Source organism: Mesorhizobium sp. M1227, assembly GCF_040318315.1.
Classification (GTDB): Bacteria; Pseudomonadota; Alphaproteobacteria; order Rhizobiales; family Rhizobiaceae; genus Mesorhizobium.
In genome coordinates, this window is the sequence record NZ_JAMYLZ010000047.1 from 21,309 (window position 1) to 39,668 (window position 18,360).

Consider the following 18,360-nt stretch of genomic DNA (forward strand, 5'->3'; position numbering starts at 1 on the left):
TTATGCGAGGCCGAGCCCTCAAGCTTTCCGCGCCCCGGCGCCTTGTTGGCGATCTGATGAGGTTTTCGATCGGCGTGCCACGGGTCGCGGTGCAGCGTCAGATGAACCTCAGCCCACTCGTAAGGGCTAGAATGGCGCAACAGACCAGGCCCTCCTGGACCGCGATCTTCCTGAAAGGATATGCGCTTCTTGCCCTAGAGATGCCGGAGCTGCGGCGCGCCTATGTCAAGTTGCCCTGGCCGCAGCTTTATGAGTATCCGGCAAGCGTAGCCTCGATTGCCCACGAGCGCGAATATGATGGCGAGCCGGCCGTTCTGCTGAGCTGCATCAAGTGCCCGGAGCGCTACTCCATCACGGAACTTGAGGGATCCATCCATGCGGCTCGATCACGGCCGATCCTGGAGGTCCCGGAGTTTCGGCGTGCCTTGCGGGTGGCAGGTGCGCCCGCGCCAGTCAGGTGGCTGCTTATGTGGCTAGGGTTGAACATCGCCCGGCAAAGGGCAAATTACTTCGGTACCTTCCAACTGTCGGTCTATTCTGGTCTCGGTGCGGAATCACTCAACCCGCTGACACCACTGACCACGCTTCTGAACTACGGTCCGATCGGCAAAGACGGATCGGTGAATGTCCGCATCCACTACGATCACCGGGTCATGGATGGAGCGAACGTCGCACGAGCACTGGAGAGATTCGAAAAGATCCTGAACGGCACTGTCGCCAATGAAGTGATGCTGCTCGGTCAAGGAGTTTCCGCTCCTGCAAGACAGAGGAACGCGACGTGATTTCGCACTGTGAATACCGGCCAGCTATCGTCGTGATTGGCGGCTCGGGTGGAATTGGCCGGGCGATTGCGAGCGTCGCGGCAAGGGAGCGCGGTGCGGTTGTGCTGGTTGCCCGCTCGCCCGAGGGTTTGGCCGCCGCGGCGTCTGAAGTTAGGGAGGCGGGCGGCGAGGCATTCACGCTCGAGTTGGATCTCGTGGCAGGCGATGCGCCGACGCGCATGGAGGGCTTTCTGTCCACACACGGCCTGGTCTGTGATGTCCTGGTCAACAGCGCCGGCTATGGCCTGCGGGGCGCGACGACGGCGCTGCCTATTGATGATCAACTGGGCATCATCGATCTCAACATACATTCCCTCACAGAACTGACCCTCCATTTTCTGCCGGGAATGGTGGCGCGCCGACGGGGCGGGGTGCTCAATCTCAGTTCCGTGGCCGGGTTCGTTCCCGGGCCTTATATGGCTCTGTACTTCGCCAGCAAAGCTTTCGTGCGCTTCTTCTCAGAGGCGCTTCACCAGGAATTGCGCCGAACCGGTGTGACGGTCACATGCGTTGCACCAGGCCCGGTGTCGACGGAGTTTCTCGCAAGATCAGGCGCCAATCAGACGGCGCTCTTCAACATCTTGCCCAAGGTGGATCCGGAGTATGTGGCCGAACGGGCGTGGCGAGGGTTCAAATCCGGTCGTCGCCTCGTCGTACCGGGAATCTCGGGCAAGTTGGCTGCCCTTGCGGCAGCGCTCCTGCCTTCAGCAGCGCTGCTGCCCCTGGTCGGCCGGCTGCAACGCGGCGGCAATGATCAATGTCCTTGCGGTTCAGGTATGAAGTTCAAGAAATGCTGCGGTACCCGCCAGATTCAGCTACGCCGGGGCCCTCGGGGAATTATCCCCTGAAGGACCAGCACGCCCGCTCGCTATTTCAGAAGTCGCCGATGGTCTTGGCAACGACCAAACGCTTTCCACCTGAACCGTTGCTGCGCTCGTGCATGAAGTCCCTCTCGGCCAGCGAGACAAAAGCCAACCTTCCAGACCTACCGCCCTCCAAGCGACCGCCTCTCGGCGTGGCCAGCGCTCGTTCATCTACTCGACGCTTCGAGTCACAGGCGGCTCAGCACGGTCACTGCCGACGATGCAGCCTGCCAGCGAATGGAACCGGGTACAGCAGCCCATGTCCGATTCTGATGCCAATAAAGCCATCGTCCGCCGCTATTTCGATATGTTCCGGTGATCTGACCCAGCTCGCCGACATTGTTTCGCAGGACTATGGTGACAAGCTGAATGAACAATCCTCTGGCATCGACGTCATCCGCGGCTATCTCGAGGGCCTAAAGTCCAGCTTTCCCGATTTCACTTGGACCATCGAGCAGATCATCGGCGAGGGCGATCGGGTGGCGGTCATGAGTCGCGTCAGCGGCACCCAGGTGAAAATGACTTCGGTGAGATCAAGGCGACCGGCAATCGCGTCGATTTCGCTGCTTTTCAATTCTATCGGATCGCCGACGGAAAGCTCGCCGAGCACTGGGAGGTAGCCGACTTCGCCAAGTTCCAGGAGCAGCTGACCGCCAAGCCGCCAGGGAGTGCCTTCAATGCTTTTCATGCCTTGGCAGTTATCTTAAACTTCCACCGATTGCGCCGCACTTCCTCAGCTACACCAATGCCAGCTTTCCCGTACGCAGTGACCTCGCATGGCCTCAGGGAAGGCGCATGCGGCGCAGCAAAAACCGGAACAGCGACCGAACCCGATTACGGCGCCGGATTCTGGGCGCGTACTGCTTCGCTGAAGCTACGCAGGACCGGGCTCTCGTAAACCGAACTCCGGCTTCGCCACGCTACGCCGGGATTTCGGCCATCCGGCTTCCATCCCTCGCGCAAGCACGCCCTTTCAGGCCGTGACCTGAACGGGCCGTTTCGGCCCGTGCAACCTTTTCTCTTTTGATCCGGGGCTGCCGCCCCCTGCCGTCAAGGCCGGGCGCTATTCGCGTGAAAATCAAAGGCCGTGTGCTCACTCCGCTGTGGGCCGCACCACCCTTTGATTTTCAGCCTTGACCGCATTCCGCCCGCTCATTGGCGCGGGGCCTAGTCCGGTTGCAGCAGCAGCTGCTGCGCAACCGTAAACTAGGAGGAAAAACCAATGAAAGCAGATGTTTATGAGAAGGTGACGGCGAGCATTGTTGCCGAACTGGAACAGGGCCTGCGCCCATGGCTGAAGCCTTGGAACGCGGAGCACGCCGCCGGGCGGATTTCGCCGCCCTTACGTCATAACGGCGTGCCCTATCAGGGAATCAACATCATCATGCTTTGGTCGGTAGCCATGGCGCAGGGCTTTGCCGCGCCGATCTGGATGACCTTCAAACAGGCGCAAGAGATGGGCGCGCATGTCCACAAGGGCGAGAGGGGCAATCTTGTCGTTTATGCCGACCGTATCCGCAGGACAGAGAAGGACGAAGCGACCGGCGAGGAGCAGGAGCGGGATATCCCGTTTATGAAGGGCTACACCGTCTTTAATGTCGAGCAGATCGAGGGCCTACCGGCGCAATTCTATGCCCCGGCGGAACAGCGCCTCGATCCGGTAGCACGCATCGAGCATGCGGAAACTTTCTTCGCCGCGCTGCGCGCCGATATCCGTCACGGCGGCAATCAGGCCTATTACAGCATGGGCAGCGACCATGTGCAGATGCCGCCGTTCGAGACCTTCCGCAATGCCGAAAGCTATTACGCAGCGCTGGCGCACGAGTGCACGCACTGGACGCGCCACCCCTCGCGGCTGGAGCGGGATTTTGGCCGCAAGCGCTGGGGCGACGAAGGCTACGCGATGGAAGAACTCGTTGCTGAACTTGCTTCGATCTTCCTGTCCGCCGATCTCGACCTGACGCCCGAAACCCGGCCCGACCATGCCGCCTATATCGGCTCATGGCTGAAGGTGCTTAAGAACGACAAGCGGGCGATCTTCACCGCAGCCAGCCACGCGCAGCGCGCCGCGGATTTTCTTCACGGCTTGCAGGAAGAAGCCGGCTTGCTGGAGGCCGCGGAATGAAGCGGCCCGAGACCATCTGATGTGACCCCACCGTCGCACAAGGTCGGCGATAGCCTTCTGTTTCCTTCTGTCGACCTCAACCATGGTCGAGGATAGAACCTCCTGCCGAGAAGATTTGTTCCTTGGTTCCTTGGAAGGCGGGAATGTTGGTAGAAATTTCTGAGCGGGATCGGATAACCGGCTGGCGCAAAGAGTGCCCTCTCGGGGTTGAACCAGTGGGTTGCCATGACGCTATTCGTGGAGGTCGAACGCGACAAACAGGCCAAAGGCTGGGCAATCTCTACAATAAGCTCGACCGGCGCGCAGTCACTTTCCACTTGCGGCCCGTCTCGGCGCACCACTGTAATGGTCTCTTTGACGGAGATGATTTGACCGCGACGGGCTTGTAGGATCAGCTCTTCAACAATCTCGTGCGCAGTCACGTTGCTGGGTCGCCCGTTCGTAAGAACGCTCATCCGAGGCCTCCACCTCAGCGATAACCCCGAGCTTGGCCCGCCGGGTCATGACAGGCACCTACGCCCAACTGCCCTTTCCGACCCCAGCGCCGGATCCCGATATGTGCCACGCGAGTCCTTGCTGTTGTTGTCCGGCTGTTTGCGCTTGTCACATGTCAATAGCCACAGCCGCGTGACCGCGATCCTGGTTCATTGAGGTCGAACGGTCCGTAAGAAACGCCCACTCCGAATCGTTCTTCCGCGCGCCTTTAACGAAATAATTGACAGTCCAACCGAAACGGCGCTCCGTCGTTCGACGGGATGGATCTTGGCACTTTTGGTTGATGCCGGGCCTTCGCCGTTACGATAGGGAGGATGCAATGCCGACAGTCATTGGCTACCATAACATCACAAAGGGCACAAAACACTGGCTCGACTCGCCGAAGCGCAAAGAGCTTTTTGGTCCGCTCGGCGTGACCAACATACGAACATTTGTAGATCCACAAAATCCGACTCGGGTGGCCGTTCTCATGGACGTTCCGGACATGGACGCCATGATGAAAGCTATGCAGAGCAAGGAAGCCGCGGATGCGATGGCCTTCGATGGAGTGGTTCCAGAGTCCTTGGTGATCCTGGTCGAATCGTAAAGGTGATTGCTCCGCTGGCCAAGCTTAGGTTTGGTCAGCGATGGTGCGGTTCCAGTCATTCTGGAAAGCGCCCATTGTTGGCGTAGAGCCCGCTGGCCACTGGCTTCAAGAGCGGGCCCTGCGCGTCAGCGCCGACGTTGGTCTCGGTCGCGCCAAGGTCAGCCGCTACAGCTTGCGCAACCTAATGCCGGCTCAAGTCCGCAAATCAACTATTCCGCGCGTTCACGCTGGACTTCCGCTTGCCACCCCAGCCAGTCGTTATGCTCATTTCGGGCTTGCTCCGGCTCATGTGTTTGAACCAGCGGGACGCGCCATTGACGGAAGTTCGACGATTAGAGCGAGATGATCCGCTTCCCGCGCTGATTGCGGGCGTACATCGTTGCTGCGTGGTTGTTGCATCTGGACTAAGCCCGATTCTGCTCTGCGAGGACACCAACACGATCCGCGCCGTGATGAACCCTCGTTGTCCGCTCAGCAAGCGGTCGCTGCCGATGCAAGCGGTCTTATGGTCCGGTCCCCGCAACGAAACCATTTCGGCTTCGTCGGTGCTCGAATTTTGCATGATTCTATTGCCTGAGCCGATTGGTGCTACACTGGCAAGCCAGTTAACGCGACGGACCTGTGTTCGGTGATATGACCAAAGTAACCGCTTTACCCGACAGAGTGGGTTTCGACGTGGCCGCAGATGAGACCTTGCTTGAGGCGGCTCTCAGATCGGGCGTGCCATTTGCCCACGCATGCGGCGGCAGGGCGAAATGCTCGACATGCCGCGTTTGGGTTCTCGACGGCATTGAGGCTTGCCCGGACCGGAATCCGGACGAAACCCTGATGGCGAACCGGTTGAGATTGGCCGATGAGGTTCGGCTGGCCTGTCAGCTCAGACCGGAAGGCGAGCTTCGCGTCCGACGCCTGGTGCTAGACGAAACCGACATGATGATCACCAGCCAGCTTGGCGCTTCTGCCGCGACGCGTTGCGGCGAAGCAAGGCATGTTGCGGTCTTCTTCAGCGACATTGTAGATTTCACAGCGCTGTCGGAGCGGCTTTCCCCCTACGACGTGATGTATCTGCTCAATCGTTACTTCGCCCAGGTCGGCGACATCATCGAGCAGAATGGCGGTTTCATCGACAAACTGATCGGCGATGGCCTCATGGCAATATTCGGCATCGACGACCAGCCCGACGCTCCGCTCCGCGCCGTGAACGCCGCACTTCAGACCCTCGCCACAGTTGATCGTCTGAAGCCGTTCTTTGCCTCGATGTATGGCATCGATTTCGATATTCGCATCGGCCTCAACTATGGCGAAGCCGTCATCGGCACATTGGGTTTTGCTGGACACAAACGTCTCACGGCCATCGGCGACATTGTAAATCTGGCCAGCCGGGTCGAGGCCGCCAATAAAGATGCCGGTACGCGATTGCTGATATCCGAGGCCCTCCGCGACCAGATCGCCGACAAGGTGGAAATCGGCGACTTCGTCAGGGTACGCCTTCGCGGTACCGGCGAGCGCACAAGCCTGTTCGAAATCGTCAGGCTGAAGCCCGAAATTGACGCCGAGCTGAATGCCAGACGGCCTCGCGAAACCATCCGTCAGGGCGGCAGGAGGTGGATTCGCGCTTTCGCCGAAGACGAGCTTCAGCCCCACGAACGCCGGATTCTCGATTTTGAAGATTACGACATCGTCGTCGTTCGCGGATCCGATAGCTATTGCGCCTTCAACAATGCCTGCCCGCATCTTCATCTGCCGCTCTACGAGCGCCGAAGTTCCGCTCAGGCCGAAAAGCTGAAGCTCCCACACATGGAGAGCACGATCACCGCAGATCTTGGCCTGGTCTGCCGCTGGCATCAGAGTTGTTTCGACCTGCTTACCGGCGAAATCAGGGAGTGGGCGAAGTTGGAGCACGATGGTACCAGGGCGGGCCTTGAATATTTGGGTGACATTTCGAAAAACCGCGCAAAGCTGATCGTATATCCCTGCCGAAAGCAGGACGGCTTTGTGTGGATCGGGCTCGAGTGAAAACGGTCCAATATTTCAGTTTTTCCGTCGCGGTCCCATGTCGCCCCTCTCTGAGGGACCTTCACTTTCTCAACTCTTCCGGCATCAACCTGCTGGCGAAATTTGCCATCGAGGTGCGCAAGCATCCCGATGTTCGACTCGTCGTGCGTGGAACGCCCGACATACCCTGGCAATCGAAAAATCGAAAATCAATGTCGAACCTGAAGAAGCGAAGAAGCGAAGAAGCGAAGAAGCGAAGAAGCGAAGAAGCTGCATCCCGCTCTGGACTGACCAGGCCCCGGACTGCGTGAGCTAGCGGCAATCCGGATGGCACATGCCAGTCGGACGGTGCAAGGCGCAAGTGCGCCGCACCGAGCGAGATATGTACGCCAAGATAAGTATTAGCCTGAATATCTCAAAGTGAGGGGTGCATCGGCCCCGAGAATCTGAGAAACTGCTTTTGCAACAAAGAGTCATCAGATCCAAGGACGGGGTCCGATGCACCCCTCACTTTGAGATATTCAGGCTAGCTGGTCGCTTGGGGCGGTGCTTCATTTTACCAGCCGGCTAGCTCTGGCAGATCGTCAAGCCAGCTTTTCTCTGGCATCGAGGCCTCGCCGGCTAGCGGCGCAGCCTCGGAGGCGTTGTGAATGAGCCAGTCCATCCACTTTCGATAAGCGGACGGTGCCAACTCGGGCGGCAGCACCTTGGCCTTGGCCAGCATGCGTTTGCGAAAACTGACTTGCCTGCGCAGTTTGATTGACGTGAACTTGATTGACTTGCCCTGGTATTCAACCGTCCAGCGCCCATCTCCGTGGCTGGTGAGCCTGTCGATGGCGAAATCGGCGTCGACCGGCCTGTCTCGCCAGGGAAGCTCGATGGCATTCTTCCTCAGATTGAGTGCCCATCGCCTGTAACTGGCCCCGGCACGCCGGGGCGGCAGCACGCCAGCCTGTTCGAGTATCTTCCTGCGGAAGGCAGGCTGCTTCTTGAGCTGGCCGGTCGACAGCTCGATGCGATGCTCACGGAATTCGACGTGCCAGCGGATCCTGCCATTGCCGAAATACTTCACCAACCTGTCTATGACGAACTCGTCATCGGAAAGCATCACGCACCCCTGCTTGATACTTTCGAAAATGTACTGGCTATCGGTGGGCATGACGCGCCTCGTGCAGGACCTTTCAGAAGCTCAGAGCTGCAAAAAATCAAGGGCCAATTTCTCCACCGGCGCGCGGCGTTGACAGTGCGGCCTGTCACATGGGTTAGTGTCCTCTGTCCGAGGACAAAGGACAGCAGCGATTACTATGATGAAAAGCCAGGATGTTGTCGTTCTGCTCAAGTTGGTGAGCTTGGAGGACGACGAGCAAAATATCGGTCATCAGCCGGCGCGGCAAGGGCTCGTGGGGGGAGAGGATCCTTATTCCGTCCGCGGCCTTGAGGCGGCGCTTGGGATCAGCAAGACCGAAGTCAGCGCCTCAATCAAGCGCAGTCTCGCATCTGGTATCGCGATCAAGGACAGGAAGACCGGTCGACCCAAGCCGAACCGGCGACAGCTGCGCGAATTCATCGTTCATGGCCTGAAATTCGTCTTTCCTGCAAAGCCGGGCACAATGCAACGCGGTCTACCTACGGCCTTTGCGGCACCTGTTCTTCGCAATTCCCTGCAAAGCGCCGGCAGCCTCATCAGCGTCTGGCCTTATGCTCGCGGTCAGGAAATGGGCCAGTCGGTCGAACCGCTCTTCAAAAGCGTGCCGGACGCTGCCGAGAAGGACGAGCGTCTCTACGCCTATCTCGCGCTCGTTGACGCCGTGCGTCTTGGCAATCAGCGCGAGGCCAATCTGGCCGCCAACTTGCTGGCAGAGAGGTTGGGATGACGGTCCAGGTTCAGCTGAAGACGGTCGCCGTTGCGATCGGCGACGAGCTTCGGGCGCGCCTGGTCTTTGTCGGCGGCTGCACGACAGCGCTCTATATAACGGATCCCATCACCCTGGAAGGGGTCAGGGCGACCGACGACGTCGACCTGATCGCTGATCTTGCCGGTTTCGCAGAATGCGCGGAACTAATGAATCGGTTGCGCGAGCGCGGCTTTTCCGAGTCGCCGGACGACAATGTCATCTGCCGCATGAAACTTGGCGACCTTAAGGTCGACTTCATGCCGGACGACGAGGCTATCCTCGGCTTCAGCAATCGCTGGTACGCCAAGGGGATTGAGACGGCGGTCCCAGCGGCGTTGGAGGAAACGCTCGTGATCCGACACCTCACGCCTCCTTTATTTGTCGCAACCAAACTGGAGACGTACCGCCGGCGCGGTGAAGCCGATCTCATCGGTAGCAGGGATGCTGAGGACATTCTCCTGCTCGTCGATGGGCGTGAGGAGCTCGTCGAGGAAATCGCCGGGGCCGAACTTGAGATCCGAATCTATATCGCAGAGCAAATTGCCGAGATGCTTGCCGACCCCAACTTCGACCATTTCCTCGAAGGAAACATTCGCGGACCGGCGGGCCGCGCCGACATCGTTTACGATCGCCTGGTCGCCATAAGCCACTTGGGCGCTCACTGACATGGCCCTCGAAGGCATTGGGCTTGGCTTCTTCATGGAACAGAATGTGCGACCGACATCGAGGCAGGACGCCTCGTTCGCGTGCTGGAGGACCGGACACCCCCCTTCGCCAGGCTCTGCCTCTACTATCCGGGACGCCTCAACCCCTCGGCCGCTCTCAAGGCCTTCGTCGGCCTGGCCCGCGAGTTCGCTGCAAGATCAGAAGCGCGATCGTCTCCACGGACTCCGAAGCCGCTATATGAGATGGTTAGCGGTTGGGCCGGTAAGAATGTCGGCTTTCCGGAAATGAAAGGCGCTGCTCTGCGACGGCAAACTTTGAATCGACATTGTAATCTCTAGTGACGGCGGTGGCGACGAGCGGGTTTTCGGCAGCTGCCTCCTTTTGCGCTCACGATGCAGTTCGTATGGTTCGAACGAGATGGACGCGAATGGGAACATCAGTGCGGCAGTCTTTGCCGCTTACCAGAAATGCTCGACGAAAGCATATCTCATGGTGCATGGCGAGAAGTCGCCAGACAGCGTCTTCGCTGATACGCGCGGGTGCATTGCGGCCGAGTACAAAGCCAGGGTGAGCCAAAACCTTGGCTTTGGATCGACCAATAAGGTAGTATCATTCGATCACCTGCGGCTGACCGGCGTTTCCGCTGAGTGCATGTCCACCCTGCTCGTGGATTGTGAGACCACGTCGTACGGGTGCGACCTGCCTGTGCCCGTGCGGGTAGGCAGCCAGGCCGAGAGATCTGACCCTGGTCACGGCTATGTCCCGGTTGCTTTTTCTGCGTGGAACAAGCGTGACCGGTCCGACGATCTTCTCGTTTGTTTCGGGGCTATGGCGATCCAGCAGGCGATCGGAGGAGAAATTCCGTCGTGCGGAAAAGTCATTTACGGTGAAGGCTACTGCGGCAGGACCGTCAAGATTGCCGACCACCTCCCGAAAACGCGACAGATCGTCGAGGCAGTCGCATCGGCTTCTCTTGACAGAGAGCCGCCGCCGCTCGTCCTGAACAAGCATTGCGCAATATGTGATTTCCAGACGCGGTGCCGAGCCGTCGCTGTCGAACGGGAAAACCTGAGTCTCCTCGGAGCCATGACCGCAAAGGAACGGTCGCAAAACGGGGAAAAGGGCATTTCAACCATCACCCAGCTTTCCTATGGCTATCGTCCGCGACGCCGAAGGCGAATTAAGTCGACGGCTCCTCGTGCAAGCCCGCCGGTGAAACACGATCACAAGCTCAAGGCCCTCGCCATCAAGAAAGCTCAGACCCACGTCGTCGGTTCTCCAACGCTATCGATCCAAGGGATGCCAGTTTTCATGGACGTTGAGGGTGTTCCTGACCGGGACTATTATTACCTCATTGGCCTTAGATACGAAGCGGAAGGCATTCCTGTTGAGAAGTCCTTTTGGGCCGACGGGCCGGAAGGCGAGCGCGAAATCTGGCGGCAATGCCTGTGCGCCCTCAAGCTGGTCGAAAAACCGCAGATTGTGCATCACGGCGCATATGAAAGCCGCTTTCTCAAAGCCATGAGGGAGCGGTGGACGGCGTCAATTGAAGACGCCGACTTTCTCGATCAACTCATCGACGGGGCGGTGAACCTTCTGGGCTGCATCTACGGAAGAATCTATTTCCCCACCTACTCAAACGGTCTGAAGGACATCGCCCGGTGGCTCGGATTTGAATGGACCTGCTCACAAGCGTCAGGCAGCGCCGCTATGCTTATCCGGCGATGTTGGGAACTTACTTCCGACGAGAGCCTCCGGCGCGAGCTGATCGCATATAACATTGAAGACTGCCGTGCGGCCGAGCTGGTCGCCGAGGCCCTCGCTCGTATTTGCGGCACCAGCGAGTCCGGCGGCAAGACGAAGTTGGAAACCGTGAACGTCGAATCTCTGGAAGTCGGGTTCCAACGGACCTTCGGGAAATTTCCCAGCGCACTGCCTGAATTCGAGAAGATCAACGCGGCCGCATACTGGGACTACCAGAGGTCAAAGGTCTATGTGCGAACCGATAAGGCGATACGGCGAACCATCGAGAACAGTGTGAAACCCGTCAAGAAGGTGGCCGTGGAAAAGGAGGTAACGGTCGATGACAAACCCGCGTGCTGTCCCAGATGCGGCGCATCGAAGATGTGGGTTGCCACACGCTTGTCCCAAACTGTTTTCGATCTGAAGTTTACGCGCCGTGGGATCAAGCGATGGGTCGTCCGGTACCGGTACAACAGTTATCGGTGCGGTGCCTGCAAGGCAGAAATGACGATCTATCAGAGGCGCTCGAAATATGGCCAGAACCTCTGCGCCTACATCATCTACCTTCTGATCGATATGCGCCTATCGCGCCAAAAGACAGCTGAGCACGTCGCCACTCTTTTCAATCTGTCGATAACGGCATCCGCGGTGCACAACGTGAAATCCGCGATGGCAAGGTATTACGAGCCAACGTATCGTTGGATCCTCGAACAGATCAGAAGCGGTCCCCTGGTAAATGCCGACGAGACCAAGGGCGTCGTATACGGTGGCGGCCATTACGTCTGGACATTCGCCAATCTGACGTCCATTGCCTACGTGTACTCGTCATCGCGCGAAGCATCGATATTAGACGAGGTGCTAGCAGGCTTTAAGGGCGTATTGGTCAGCGACTTCTACGGCGCATATGACGCGGTACCTTGCCAGCAGCAGAAATGCCTCATCCACCTAATGCGAGATATTAACGAGGATGTGCTCAAGCACCCGTTCAACGAAGAACTGACGTTCATCGCCACGCGGTTTGGTTCGCTGCTACGGGAAATCGTCGAAACCATCGATAGATACGGGTTAAAGAAGCGGAATCTCGGAAAGCACAAGCGGTCGGCCGAACGATTTCTCAATGACGTGGCGGAACTGCGATGTGCGACAGAGGTTGGGATAGCCCTGAAAAAGAGAATCGACAAGAACAAGGAAAAACTCTTCGCTTTCCTCGGTTATGACGGCGTTCCCTGGAACAACAATAACGCCGAGCACGCAGTTCGGGCGTTTACCCGTATTCGGAACGTGATGGCTTCTAGCACGCCGAAAGGTACAAACGAATACTGCGTTCTCTTGAGTGTGCAGCAGACATTACGATGCCGGGGTATTCGCTTTCTGGATTTCCTCCGATCTGGCAGGATTGAAGTCGAACCGTCTGTTTGTTCCTAGCCACACCAGTGATCCGCCGGTGCTCGCCAGCACCATTGGCCAGCGCGTCGTCTTCGCTGACGCCGCGCAGTCCGGCCGGCTTGTCTTCGAGCGCGGCAAGCTGCGCGATGGGGGGCAGCGCTGCGATATTTGGGGTCTCCGCGGCCATCGGTCATGCCCGGTCTTGCTGTTCCTGCGCGACGGTAGGCATCTCTTCTTTCCGTTCCGCCTCGAACGCGATCTTCCCCAGCTTTGTCCAGACGCCGCGCGCATGTCTGCCGTCCTCGCTCTTGAGCTTGTCAGCCATCCAGAGTAGCGCGCCATAGATTGTGGCACGATCATCGCCGGTAAGGTCCACGATCCCGGCCTTGACGACGAGGCCGCCCAGTTCGATCAGGTGCCGCGTGCGCTTGCGGCGCTCGACCTGCCATGTGCGCATGTCATGCTGCGCCCGTGCCGCCTGGTAGCGGTTGCGCGCCGCCCGAGTCCGTCGCAGCGCCGCCAGCGTTACGCTCAGATGCCGAAGGAGATCGCCGCGCTCGGCTCTGGAAAAACGTCGCACCGCGTTTCGCCCATGCCTCCCGCTTTCCGGCTTCTTTGGTCTCGGCCAGCACGATCAGCGCACCCGCCAGTTCCTCGGCGCTGAGCGCATCGGCGCCGGTGGCGATCACCAGTTCGCCAAGCTGCTGCACCTTGCGGCTTTTGAGGTCTCGCGCCTTGTCTTCCAGCGCCTTCAGTTCCGCATCGAAGTCCCGTGGTTTGCGCATCGTCGTCTCCATGAGTTGTCGATGCAATGATGATAGGTGAGCACTTTGCCGAATGCTCCTGGGTTGCCGGGACGGCTCGGGACGGGCTGGTCGCTCCCGAGATTTTTTCGAGGGAGGGCGCGCTTATACGTCGTGCCGACGTGGGCTTTGTCGTGCAAATAATCCGGTCGCGATGGCGATCTATCATCTTCACGTCAAGGTCATTGGCCGCAAGTCCGGCTCCAGCGCGGTGGCGTCCTCTGCCTATCGTTCGGCCTCGCGGCTGCGCGACGAACGACTTGACCGTGTCCAGGATTTTTCCGCCAAGCGCGGCGTCGTCCATTCCGAAGTCATGCTGCCGGAGAATGCGCCCGAAGCATGGAGTGACCGCGAACGGCTGTGGAACGATCTCGAGGCGTTCGAGGTCAGGAAGGATGCGCAGCTTGCCCGCGAGGTCGAATTCGCCCTGCCGCGCGAGATGAGCGAAGCGCAGGGCATCGAGCTTGCCCGCGACTTCGTGCAGTCGGAATTCGTGGACCGGGGCATGATTGCCGATCTCAATGTGCATTGGGACATGGCAGAGGACGGCATGCCCAAACCCCATGCTCATGTCATGCTGACCATGCGCGCGGTAAACGAAAACGGTTTCGGCCAGAAGGTGCGGGACTGGAACCGGACGGAAATGGTCGAACGCTGGCGCGAACGTTGGGCCGAATTTGCGAATGAGCGCATGGCCGAACTCGACATAGACGCGTGCATCGACCATCGCAGCCTTGAAGCGCAGGGCATCGCGCTTGAGCCGCAAAGCCAGATCGGCGCGCCTGCGCATCGGATCGAGGATCAGGGGACCGAAGCCGACCGCGCCGAGTTGCACCGCGAGATCGCGCACGGCAACGGCGAACGCATCATCGCTAATCCAGGCCTCGCGCTGGATGCGATCACGCATCAGCAATCGACGTTCACGCGCCGCGACATCGCAAAGTTCGCGCACCGGCACAGCGACGGGATCGATCAGTTCAACGAGGTGATGGACGCGATTCGCGGCGCGCCCGACCTGGTCGAACTCGGCAAGGACGGCAGGGGCGAGGATCGCTTCACCACCCGCCAGATGATCGAGGCCGAACAGCGTCTGCATGATGCTGCCGAACTCATGGCCGAGAGGGAACGCCATGAGGTAAGCGATACCGACAGGCAGGCGGCGTTGGCTCGAGCAGAAGCGCGCGGACTTGTGCTGTCGGGCGAGCAGTCCGACGCGCTAGTGCACATCACGGACGGGCGCGATCTGGGGATCATTGTCGGCTATGCCGGAACCGGCAAGAGCGCAATGCTGGGCGTGGCGCGGGAGGCATGGGAAGCGGCGGGCTATCAGGTCAGGGGCGCAGCACTTTCCGGCATCGCGGCGGAAAATCTCGAAAGCGGATCGGGCATCGCCTCGCGCACCATCGCCAGCATGGAACATGGTTGGGGACAGGACCGGGATATGCTCGCCACGCACGATATTCTGGTGGTCGACGAGGTGGGCATGGTCGGCACGCGCCAGTTGGAGCGGGTGCTGTCCCATGCTGCCGAGGCCGGAGCCAAGGTCGTGCTGGTCGGCGACCCGCAGCAGTTGCAAGCAATAGAGGCGGGCGCGGCCTTCCGTTCGATCCACGACCGTCATGGCGGGGCAGAAACCGGCGAGGTGCGCCGCCAGCGCGAAGGCTGGCAGCGGGACGCCACGCGCGATCTAGCAACCGGCAGGGCTGGCGCTGCGATCCATGCCTATGATGCGCATGGCATGGTGCATGAGGCCTCAACGCGGGAACAGGCGCGGGACGATTTGATCGACCGATGGGACCGCGACCGGCAGGAAGCGCCCGACGAAAGTCGCATCATCCTCACCCACACCAATGACGAGGTGCGCGCGCTTAACGAAGCCGCACGCGAACGGATGCGGGCGGCGGGCGACCTCGGTGATGATGTGCGGATCACGGTCGAGCGCGGCGAGCGGAGCTTTGCCAGCGGGGACCGCGTCATGTTCCTGCAAAACGAACGCGGCCTTGGCGTGAAGAACGGCACGCTCGGCGCCATCGAAGAGGTCAGCACGCAATCCATGTCGGTGCGCACCGACGACGGCCGCTCCGTGCGCTTCGACCTCAAGGACTACGACCGCATCGACCATGGCTATGCGGCGACTATCCACAAGGCTCAAGGCATGACCGTGCACCACACCCATGTGCTGGCGACGCCTGGCTTGGACGCTCATGGCAGCTATGTCGCTCTGTCGCGGCACCGTGACGGCATGGACCTGCATTATGGCCGCGACGACTTTGCCACGCAGGACCGGCTTGTCCGCACCTTGTCGCGCGACCGGGCAAAGGACATGGCGTCGGATTACGAACAGCGCGATCCGGTGCAAGGCTATGCCGAGCGACGAGGCATCACCTTCCGTGAGCGTGTCGCCGAGATCGTCAAAAGGGTCGTCCCGGAAAAGCTGCGCGACAGGATCGGCGGTCTATTCGACGGCCTGCGCCTGCCCGCAGACACTGCGCCTGGCCCGGAGGGTGGGAGGGCGGAACGGGAAAGCGCCGGAATGGAGGCACGGCGCGAAACCACAGCGCCCGCCAGAGAGGCCCCCGAGGATCACGAAGCAACGCTGCGCCGAGGCCGAACCGACGCCTTCAAACGTCATGCCCGCGCCGTGTATGCCATATTCAGCACTGAGGATGCGGGCGGCAAGGCCGACCCGGTGCAGATGCGCGAACTATCCGATGCCCGCAAAGCCTTCGAGGAGGTGCGCCCACATGGCTGGCGAGATGCCGAAGCGGCCTACGTCAAGGACCCCGACCTTGCCCGCGAGGCTGGCGCTGGCCGAGTCAACCGCGCCATCCGCGCCCTCCAGCTTGAAACCGAACTGCGCACCGATCCGGGCCGCCGCGCCGACCGCTTGGTGGAGCGCTGGCAAAAGCTCGACCAGACCAGCCAACGACAGTATCAGGCGGGCGACATGTCCGCCTACAAGGCTACGCGGTCGGCGATGGGCGACATGGCCAAAAGTCTCGAACGCGATCCGCAGCTTGAATCCCTCCTTGCCAGCCGGAAGAGTGACCTCGGCATCCAGATCGAATTAGGCCGCCGCCTCGGCGCGGAACTCGCCTTCACGCACGGCATCGGACTCGGCAGGGGGCGAGGCATCGGAATCTAGACCCCGTCCGATTTACCGCCGTTTCCACGCCGCGCTACGACGCGGTAGCGATCCCCCTTGCGCGTCCGTATCGGTCCGCCCTACCTGGTCTCGACAGTTGTCAGAAATAGCCGGCAGGAGGCAGGCCAGCCGTGCGCGAACCAGACCGTATCATTCGGCTCAAAACCGTCCTTGTCCGGACCGGGCTGTCGCGGTCCACCATCTACCGCAAGATCGCCGACGGCACCTTCCCGGCCCAGATCAGGATCAGCGTCAACGGCGCGGGCTGGCGGGAATCCGACATCAATAGATGGATCACTGATCCCATCAGATGGCGGCCAAAGAATGAGTCCAAAATCGATGACTGATCGCGCGGCTTGGGCCGAAGTGCAGCTAGTAGTAGTGCGACAATGGCTCAATCACCAAGGACTGCCGCGATATGCCCGCTTCGCGCCTGATTTCGGTCTTAGCGGTGAGCTGCGCCGTTACCCGGAAGCTGACATTCCGGCTGGTAGCCTGCTTTGCGTCCCCATGTCCAAAAGTGCCTAGCCTCCAGAAAGCTGCCATTGGCAAGAGCGGTCGGTGGCGGGAGCCAGCATCGAGATCCTGCGGTGAACATATCGCCTATGGGGAAAGCGCGGGGCTGGCAGTGACCGGCGGGCACGACAGCAGCAATCGGGTTGGCCCAAAAGCTGCCGATGATGTGATGAGGGTTGGTTCTTGAGGCCGTCTGCCGTTGTGTCTCGGCGATTTTGCCGTGTTCGGTAAAGCTTGGCGCAAACCGACATTGTCCCGGAATGCAGGGCAGATCGGGCTCAGCTTTGGGCAATGTGACGGGGATCTCGTCATGCGGCCTGCTGCCTCGGTGGCGCCCGGGATCTGGGCTGCTGGCCGCGGCGGAATATCTCGAGGATGCGCATCGGGCCGCCGCACTCCGGGCATGGCTCCCTGAGAGTGAGCGGGGTGATCTCGACGCTTGGCGCTTCATCCTGTGAGGGGGCCTCCGCCCCGAGCAGTTTCCTGATCTTCGCGACTTGGCCTTACGGCCTGCTCCGGCCAGCAGGCCGTAATGGCGGATGCGGTGGAATCCGTCGGGCAGCACGTGGATCAGGAAGCGGCGGATGAACACGTCGGTGGCCAGCCGCATGACCTTCTGACGGTCACCGTTCTTGATCCGGCAATCCTTCCAGCGGAAGGTGACAGTCTCGGCATCCGCGCTGATCAGGCGGCTGTTCGAGATCGCCACGCGATGGGTGTAGCGGCTGAGATAGGCCAGCACAGCCTCGGGACCGCCGAATGGGGGCTTGGCGTAGACGACCCATTCGGATTTGCGTAGCGGCGCGAGCCAGGCGGCGAAGGCGTCGGCGAGTTCAAGCCCGGCCAGATCCCCGAAGAAGGCCAGATCGCCTGATCTCCGCAATCTCTTCCGCTGCTCTCGGATCGGCAAAGGCGCCATCGAGGTCGTCCGTGACGCGGTTGACCGCGGCAAGACCGATGCGGGCGGCAGTGGTCTTTCTCCTCAATGGCCAGTGCCAAGGCCTCCTCATAGGCCGCACGAGACTTGGATTGTGCAGAATGTCGCCGCGGGCGCAATAGAGACCGGGTTCCATTCCTGCGTTGCTCTTCACAGCCAGTCCCTGCCCGATCAATTCCAGGGCCCCGTCGTGGTGGTAGGCGCTGGCCTCGCGATATGCGGCGTCGAGGTAGGCTTGCGCAGCGCCGACATCCTCGGCTCTGCCGAGATGTTCGGCCCGCATGATTGGGTCGCGCGCAAGGGGATCGAGTCCCGCTCGCGCCCCGATTATCGGCCGTTACCAGCCGTAGCTGAAGATGGCGCCGCCACCACCGTCGCCGTTCT

General features: G+C 60.3%; 15 protein-coding genes and 4 pseudogenes. 15 read left to right on the top strand and 4 right to left on the bottom strand.

The window, feature by feature from the left end; genetic code table 11:
• The first annotated feature begins 2 nt into the window (after window positions 1–2).
• From NKH28_RS31000 to NKH28_RS31035, 8 genes and pseudogenes are all read left to right on the top strand, one after another.
• Window positions 3–782: a hypothetical protein gene (locus NKH28_RS31000; RefSeq protein ID WP_352539231.1), complete on the top strand. Its 780-nt coding sequence runs from the start codon at window positions 3–5 to the stop codon at window positions 780–782.
• Window positions 782–1,669, top strand: a complete 888-nt coding sequence (locus NKH28_RS31005) for an SDR family NAD(P)-dependent oxidoreductase (RefSeq protein ID WP_502893803.1) — start codon at window positions 782–784, stop codon at window positions 1,667–1,669. Before NKH28_RS31000 ends, NKH28_RS31005 begins: the two co-directional genes overlap by 1 nt.
• A gap of 287 nt (window positions 1,670–1,956) precedes the next feature.
• Window positions 1,957–2,304: an ester cyclase gene (locus NKH28_RS31010; protein WP_352981125.1), complete on the top strand. Its 348-nt coding sequence runs from the start codon at window positions 1,957–1,959 to the stop codon at window positions 2,302–2,304.
• Window positions 2,217–2,582 (top strand): ester cyclase, encoded by a 366-nt coding sequence (locus NKH28_RS31015; RefSeq protein WP_352539474.1) that lies wholly within the window; start codon window positions 2,217–2,219, stop codon window positions 2,580–2,582. Before NKH28_RS31010 ends, NKH28_RS31015 begins: the two co-directional genes overlap by 88 nt.
• Before the next feature lie 324 nt (window positions 2,583–2,906).
• Window positions 2,907–3,809, top strand: coding sequence for an ArdC family protein (locus NKH28_RS31020; protein WP_352929881.1), 903 nt, complete (start codon window positions 2,907–2,909; stop codon window positions 3,807–3,809).
• An 814-nt stretch (window positions 3,810–4,623) separates the two neighbouring features.
• Window positions 4,624–4,890: a hypothetical protein gene (locus tag NKH28_RS31025; protein ID WP_352875077.1), complete on the top strand. Its 267-nt coding sequence runs from the start codon at window positions 4,624–4,626 to the stop codon at window positions 4,888–4,890.
• A gap of 633 nt (window positions 4,891–5,523) precedes the next feature.
• Window positions 5,524–6,906 (top strand): adenylate/guanylate cyclase domain-containing protein, encoded by a 1,383-nt coding sequence (locus NKH28_RS31030; protein ID WP_352539225.1) that lies wholly within the window; start codon window positions 5,524–5,526, stop codon window positions 6,904–6,906.
• A gap of 50 nt (window positions 6,907–6,956) precedes the next feature.
• Window positions 6,957–7,196 (top strand): annotated as a pseudogene (locus NKH28_RS31035) (hypothetical protein); the annotation flags it as partial.
• A 245-nt stretch (window positions 7,197–7,441) separates the two neighbouring features.
• Here the strand turns inward: NKH28_RS31035 and NKH28_RS31040 are convergent.
• The gene (locus NKH28_RS31040; RefSeq protein WP_352767462.1) at window positions 7,442–8,044 is read right to left on the bottom strand and encodes a hypothetical protein; all 603 of its coding nucleotides are present in this window, start codon (window positions 8,042–8,044) and stop codon (window positions 7,442–7,444) included.
• Window positions 8,045–8,192: 148 nt separating this feature from the next.
• Between NKH28_RS31040 and NKH28_RS31045 the strand changes: the two genes are divergently transcribed.
• The 5 genes and pseudogenes from NKH28_RS31045 to NKH28_RS31065 all read left to right on the top strand — a co-directional run.
• Window positions 8,193–8,759 (top strand): hypothetical protein, encoded by a 567-nt coding sequence (locus NKH28_RS31045; protein ID WP_352851081.1) that lies wholly within the window; start codon window positions 8,193–8,195, stop codon window positions 8,757–8,759.
• Window positions 8,756–9,445, top strand: a complete 690-nt coding sequence (locus NKH28_RS31050) for a hypothetical protein (RefSeq protein WP_352767460.1) — start codon at window positions 8,756–8,758, stop codon at window positions 9,443–9,445. The genes NKH28_RS31045 and NKH28_RS31050 overlap by 4 nt, the downstream gene beginning before the upstream one ends.
• Before the next feature lie 7 nt (window positions 9,446–9,452).
• Window positions 9,453–9,646 (top strand): annotated as a pseudogene (locus tag NKH28_RS31055) (LysR substrate-binding domain-containing protein); the annotation flags it as partial.
• Window positions 9,647–9,863: 217 nt separating this feature from the next.
• Window positions 9,864–12,614, top strand: coding sequence for a TM0106 family RecB-like putative nuclease (locus NKH28_RS31060; RefSeq protein ID WP_352981122.1), 2,751 nt, complete (start codon window positions 9,864–9,866; stop codon window positions 12,612–12,614).
• A gap of 10 nt (window positions 12,615–12,624) precedes the next feature.
• Window positions 12,625–12,705 (top strand): annotated as a pseudogene (locus tag NKH28_RS31065) (ParA family partition ATPase); the annotation flags it as partial.
• A 60-nt stretch (window positions 12,706–12,765) separates the two neighbouring features.
• Here NKH28_RS31065 and NKH28_RS31070 read toward each other — a convergent pair.
• Together NKH28_RS31070 and NKH28_RS31075 are read right to left on the bottom strand one after the other, a co-directional pair.
• Entirely contained in the window at window positions 12,766–13,032 is a 267-nt protein-coding gene (locus tag NKH28_RS31070; RefSeq protein ID WP_352767456.1) for a conjugal transfer protein TraD, read from the bottom strand.
• A 1-nt stretch (window position 13,033) separates the two neighbouring features.
• On the bottom strand, window positions 13,034–13,360 hold the full coding sequence (locus tag NKH28_RS31075) for a conjugal transfer protein TraD (protein ID WP_352767454.1): 327 nt from the start codon (window positions 13,358–13,360) through the stop codon (window positions 13,034–13,036).
• A 172-nt stretch (window positions 13,361–13,532) separates the two neighbouring features.
• Here NKH28_RS31075 and traA point away from each other — a divergent pair, with 172 nt between their 5' ends.
• Complete coding sequence (gene traA / locus NKH28_RS31080; RefSeq protein ID WP_352981123.1) at window positions 13,533–16,523, top strand: Ti-type conjugative transfer relaxase TraA; 2,991 nt, start codon at window positions 13,533–13,535, stop codon at window positions 16,521–16,523.
• A gap of 131 nt (window positions 16,524–16,654) precedes the next feature.
• On the top strand, window positions 16,655–16,870 hold the full coding sequence (locus NKH28_RS31085) for a helix-turn-helix transcriptional regulator (RefSeq protein ID WP_352981124.1): 216 nt from the start codon (window positions 16,655–16,657) through the stop codon (window positions 16,868–16,870).
• Between the two features lie 477 nt (window positions 16,871–17,347).
• Here the strand turns inward: NKH28_RS31085 and NKH28_RS31090 are convergent.
• Window positions 17,348–17,922: pseudogene (locus NKH28_RS31090) on the bottom strand (IS91 family transposase); the annotation flags it as partial.
• Window positions 17,923–18,360: the final 438 nt, after the last annotated feature.

What these genes read in the sequence shown, in the direction of transcription:
- NKH28_RS31000 (WP_352539231.1), top strand. Translation starts at nt 3, where the DNA reads ATGCGAGGCCGAGCCCTCAAGCTTTCCGCGCCCCGGCGCCTTGTTGGC.
- NKH28_RS31010 (WP_352981125.1), top strand. Translation starts at nt 1,957, where the DNA reads ATGCCAATAAAGCCATCGTCCGCCGCTATTTCGATATGTTCCGGTGAT.
- NKH28_RS31020 (WP_352929881.1), top strand. Translation starts at nt 2,907, where the DNA reads ATGAAAGCAGATGTTTATGAGAAGGTGACGGCGAGCATTGTTGCCGAA.
- NKH28_RS31025 (WP_352875077.1), top strand. Translation starts at nt 4,624, where the DNA reads ATGCCGACAGTCATTGGCTACCATAACATCACAAAGGGCACAAAACAC.
- NKH28_RS31030 (WP_352539225.1), top strand. Translation starts at nt 5,524, where the DNA reads ATGACCAAAGTAACCGCTTTACCCGACAGAGTGGGTTTCGACGTGGCC.
- NKH28_RS31040 (WP_352767462.1), bottom strand. Translation starts at nt 8,044, where the DNA reads ATGCCCACCGATAGCCAGTACATTTTCGAAAGTATCAAGCAGGGGTGC.
- NKH28_RS31045 (WP_352851081.1), top strand. Translation starts at nt 8,193, where the DNA reads ATGAAAAGCCAGGATGTTGTCGTTCTGCTCAAGTTGGTGAGCTTGGAG.
- NKH28_RS31050 (WP_352767460.1), top strand. Translation starts at nt 8,756, where the DNA reads ATGACGGTCCAGGTTCAGCTGAAGACGGTCGCCGTTGCGATCGGCGAC.
- NKH28_RS31060 (WP_352981122.1), top strand. Translation starts at nt 9,864, where the DNA reads ATGGACGCGAATGGGAACATCAGTGCGGCAGTCTTTGCCGCTTACCAG.
- NKH28_RS31070 (WP_352767456.1), bottom strand. Translation starts at nt 13,032, where the DNA reads ATGCGCACATGGCAGGTCGAGCGCCGCAAGCGCACGCGGCACCTGATC.
- NKH28_RS31075 (WP_352767454.1), bottom strand. Translation starts at nt 13,360, where the DNA reads ATGCGCAAACCACGGGACTTCGATGCGGAACTGAAGGCGCTGGAAGAC.
- traA (WP_352981123.1), top strand. Translation starts at nt 13,533, where the DNA reads ATGGCGATCTATCATCTTCACGTCAAGGTCATTGGCCGCAAGTCCGGC.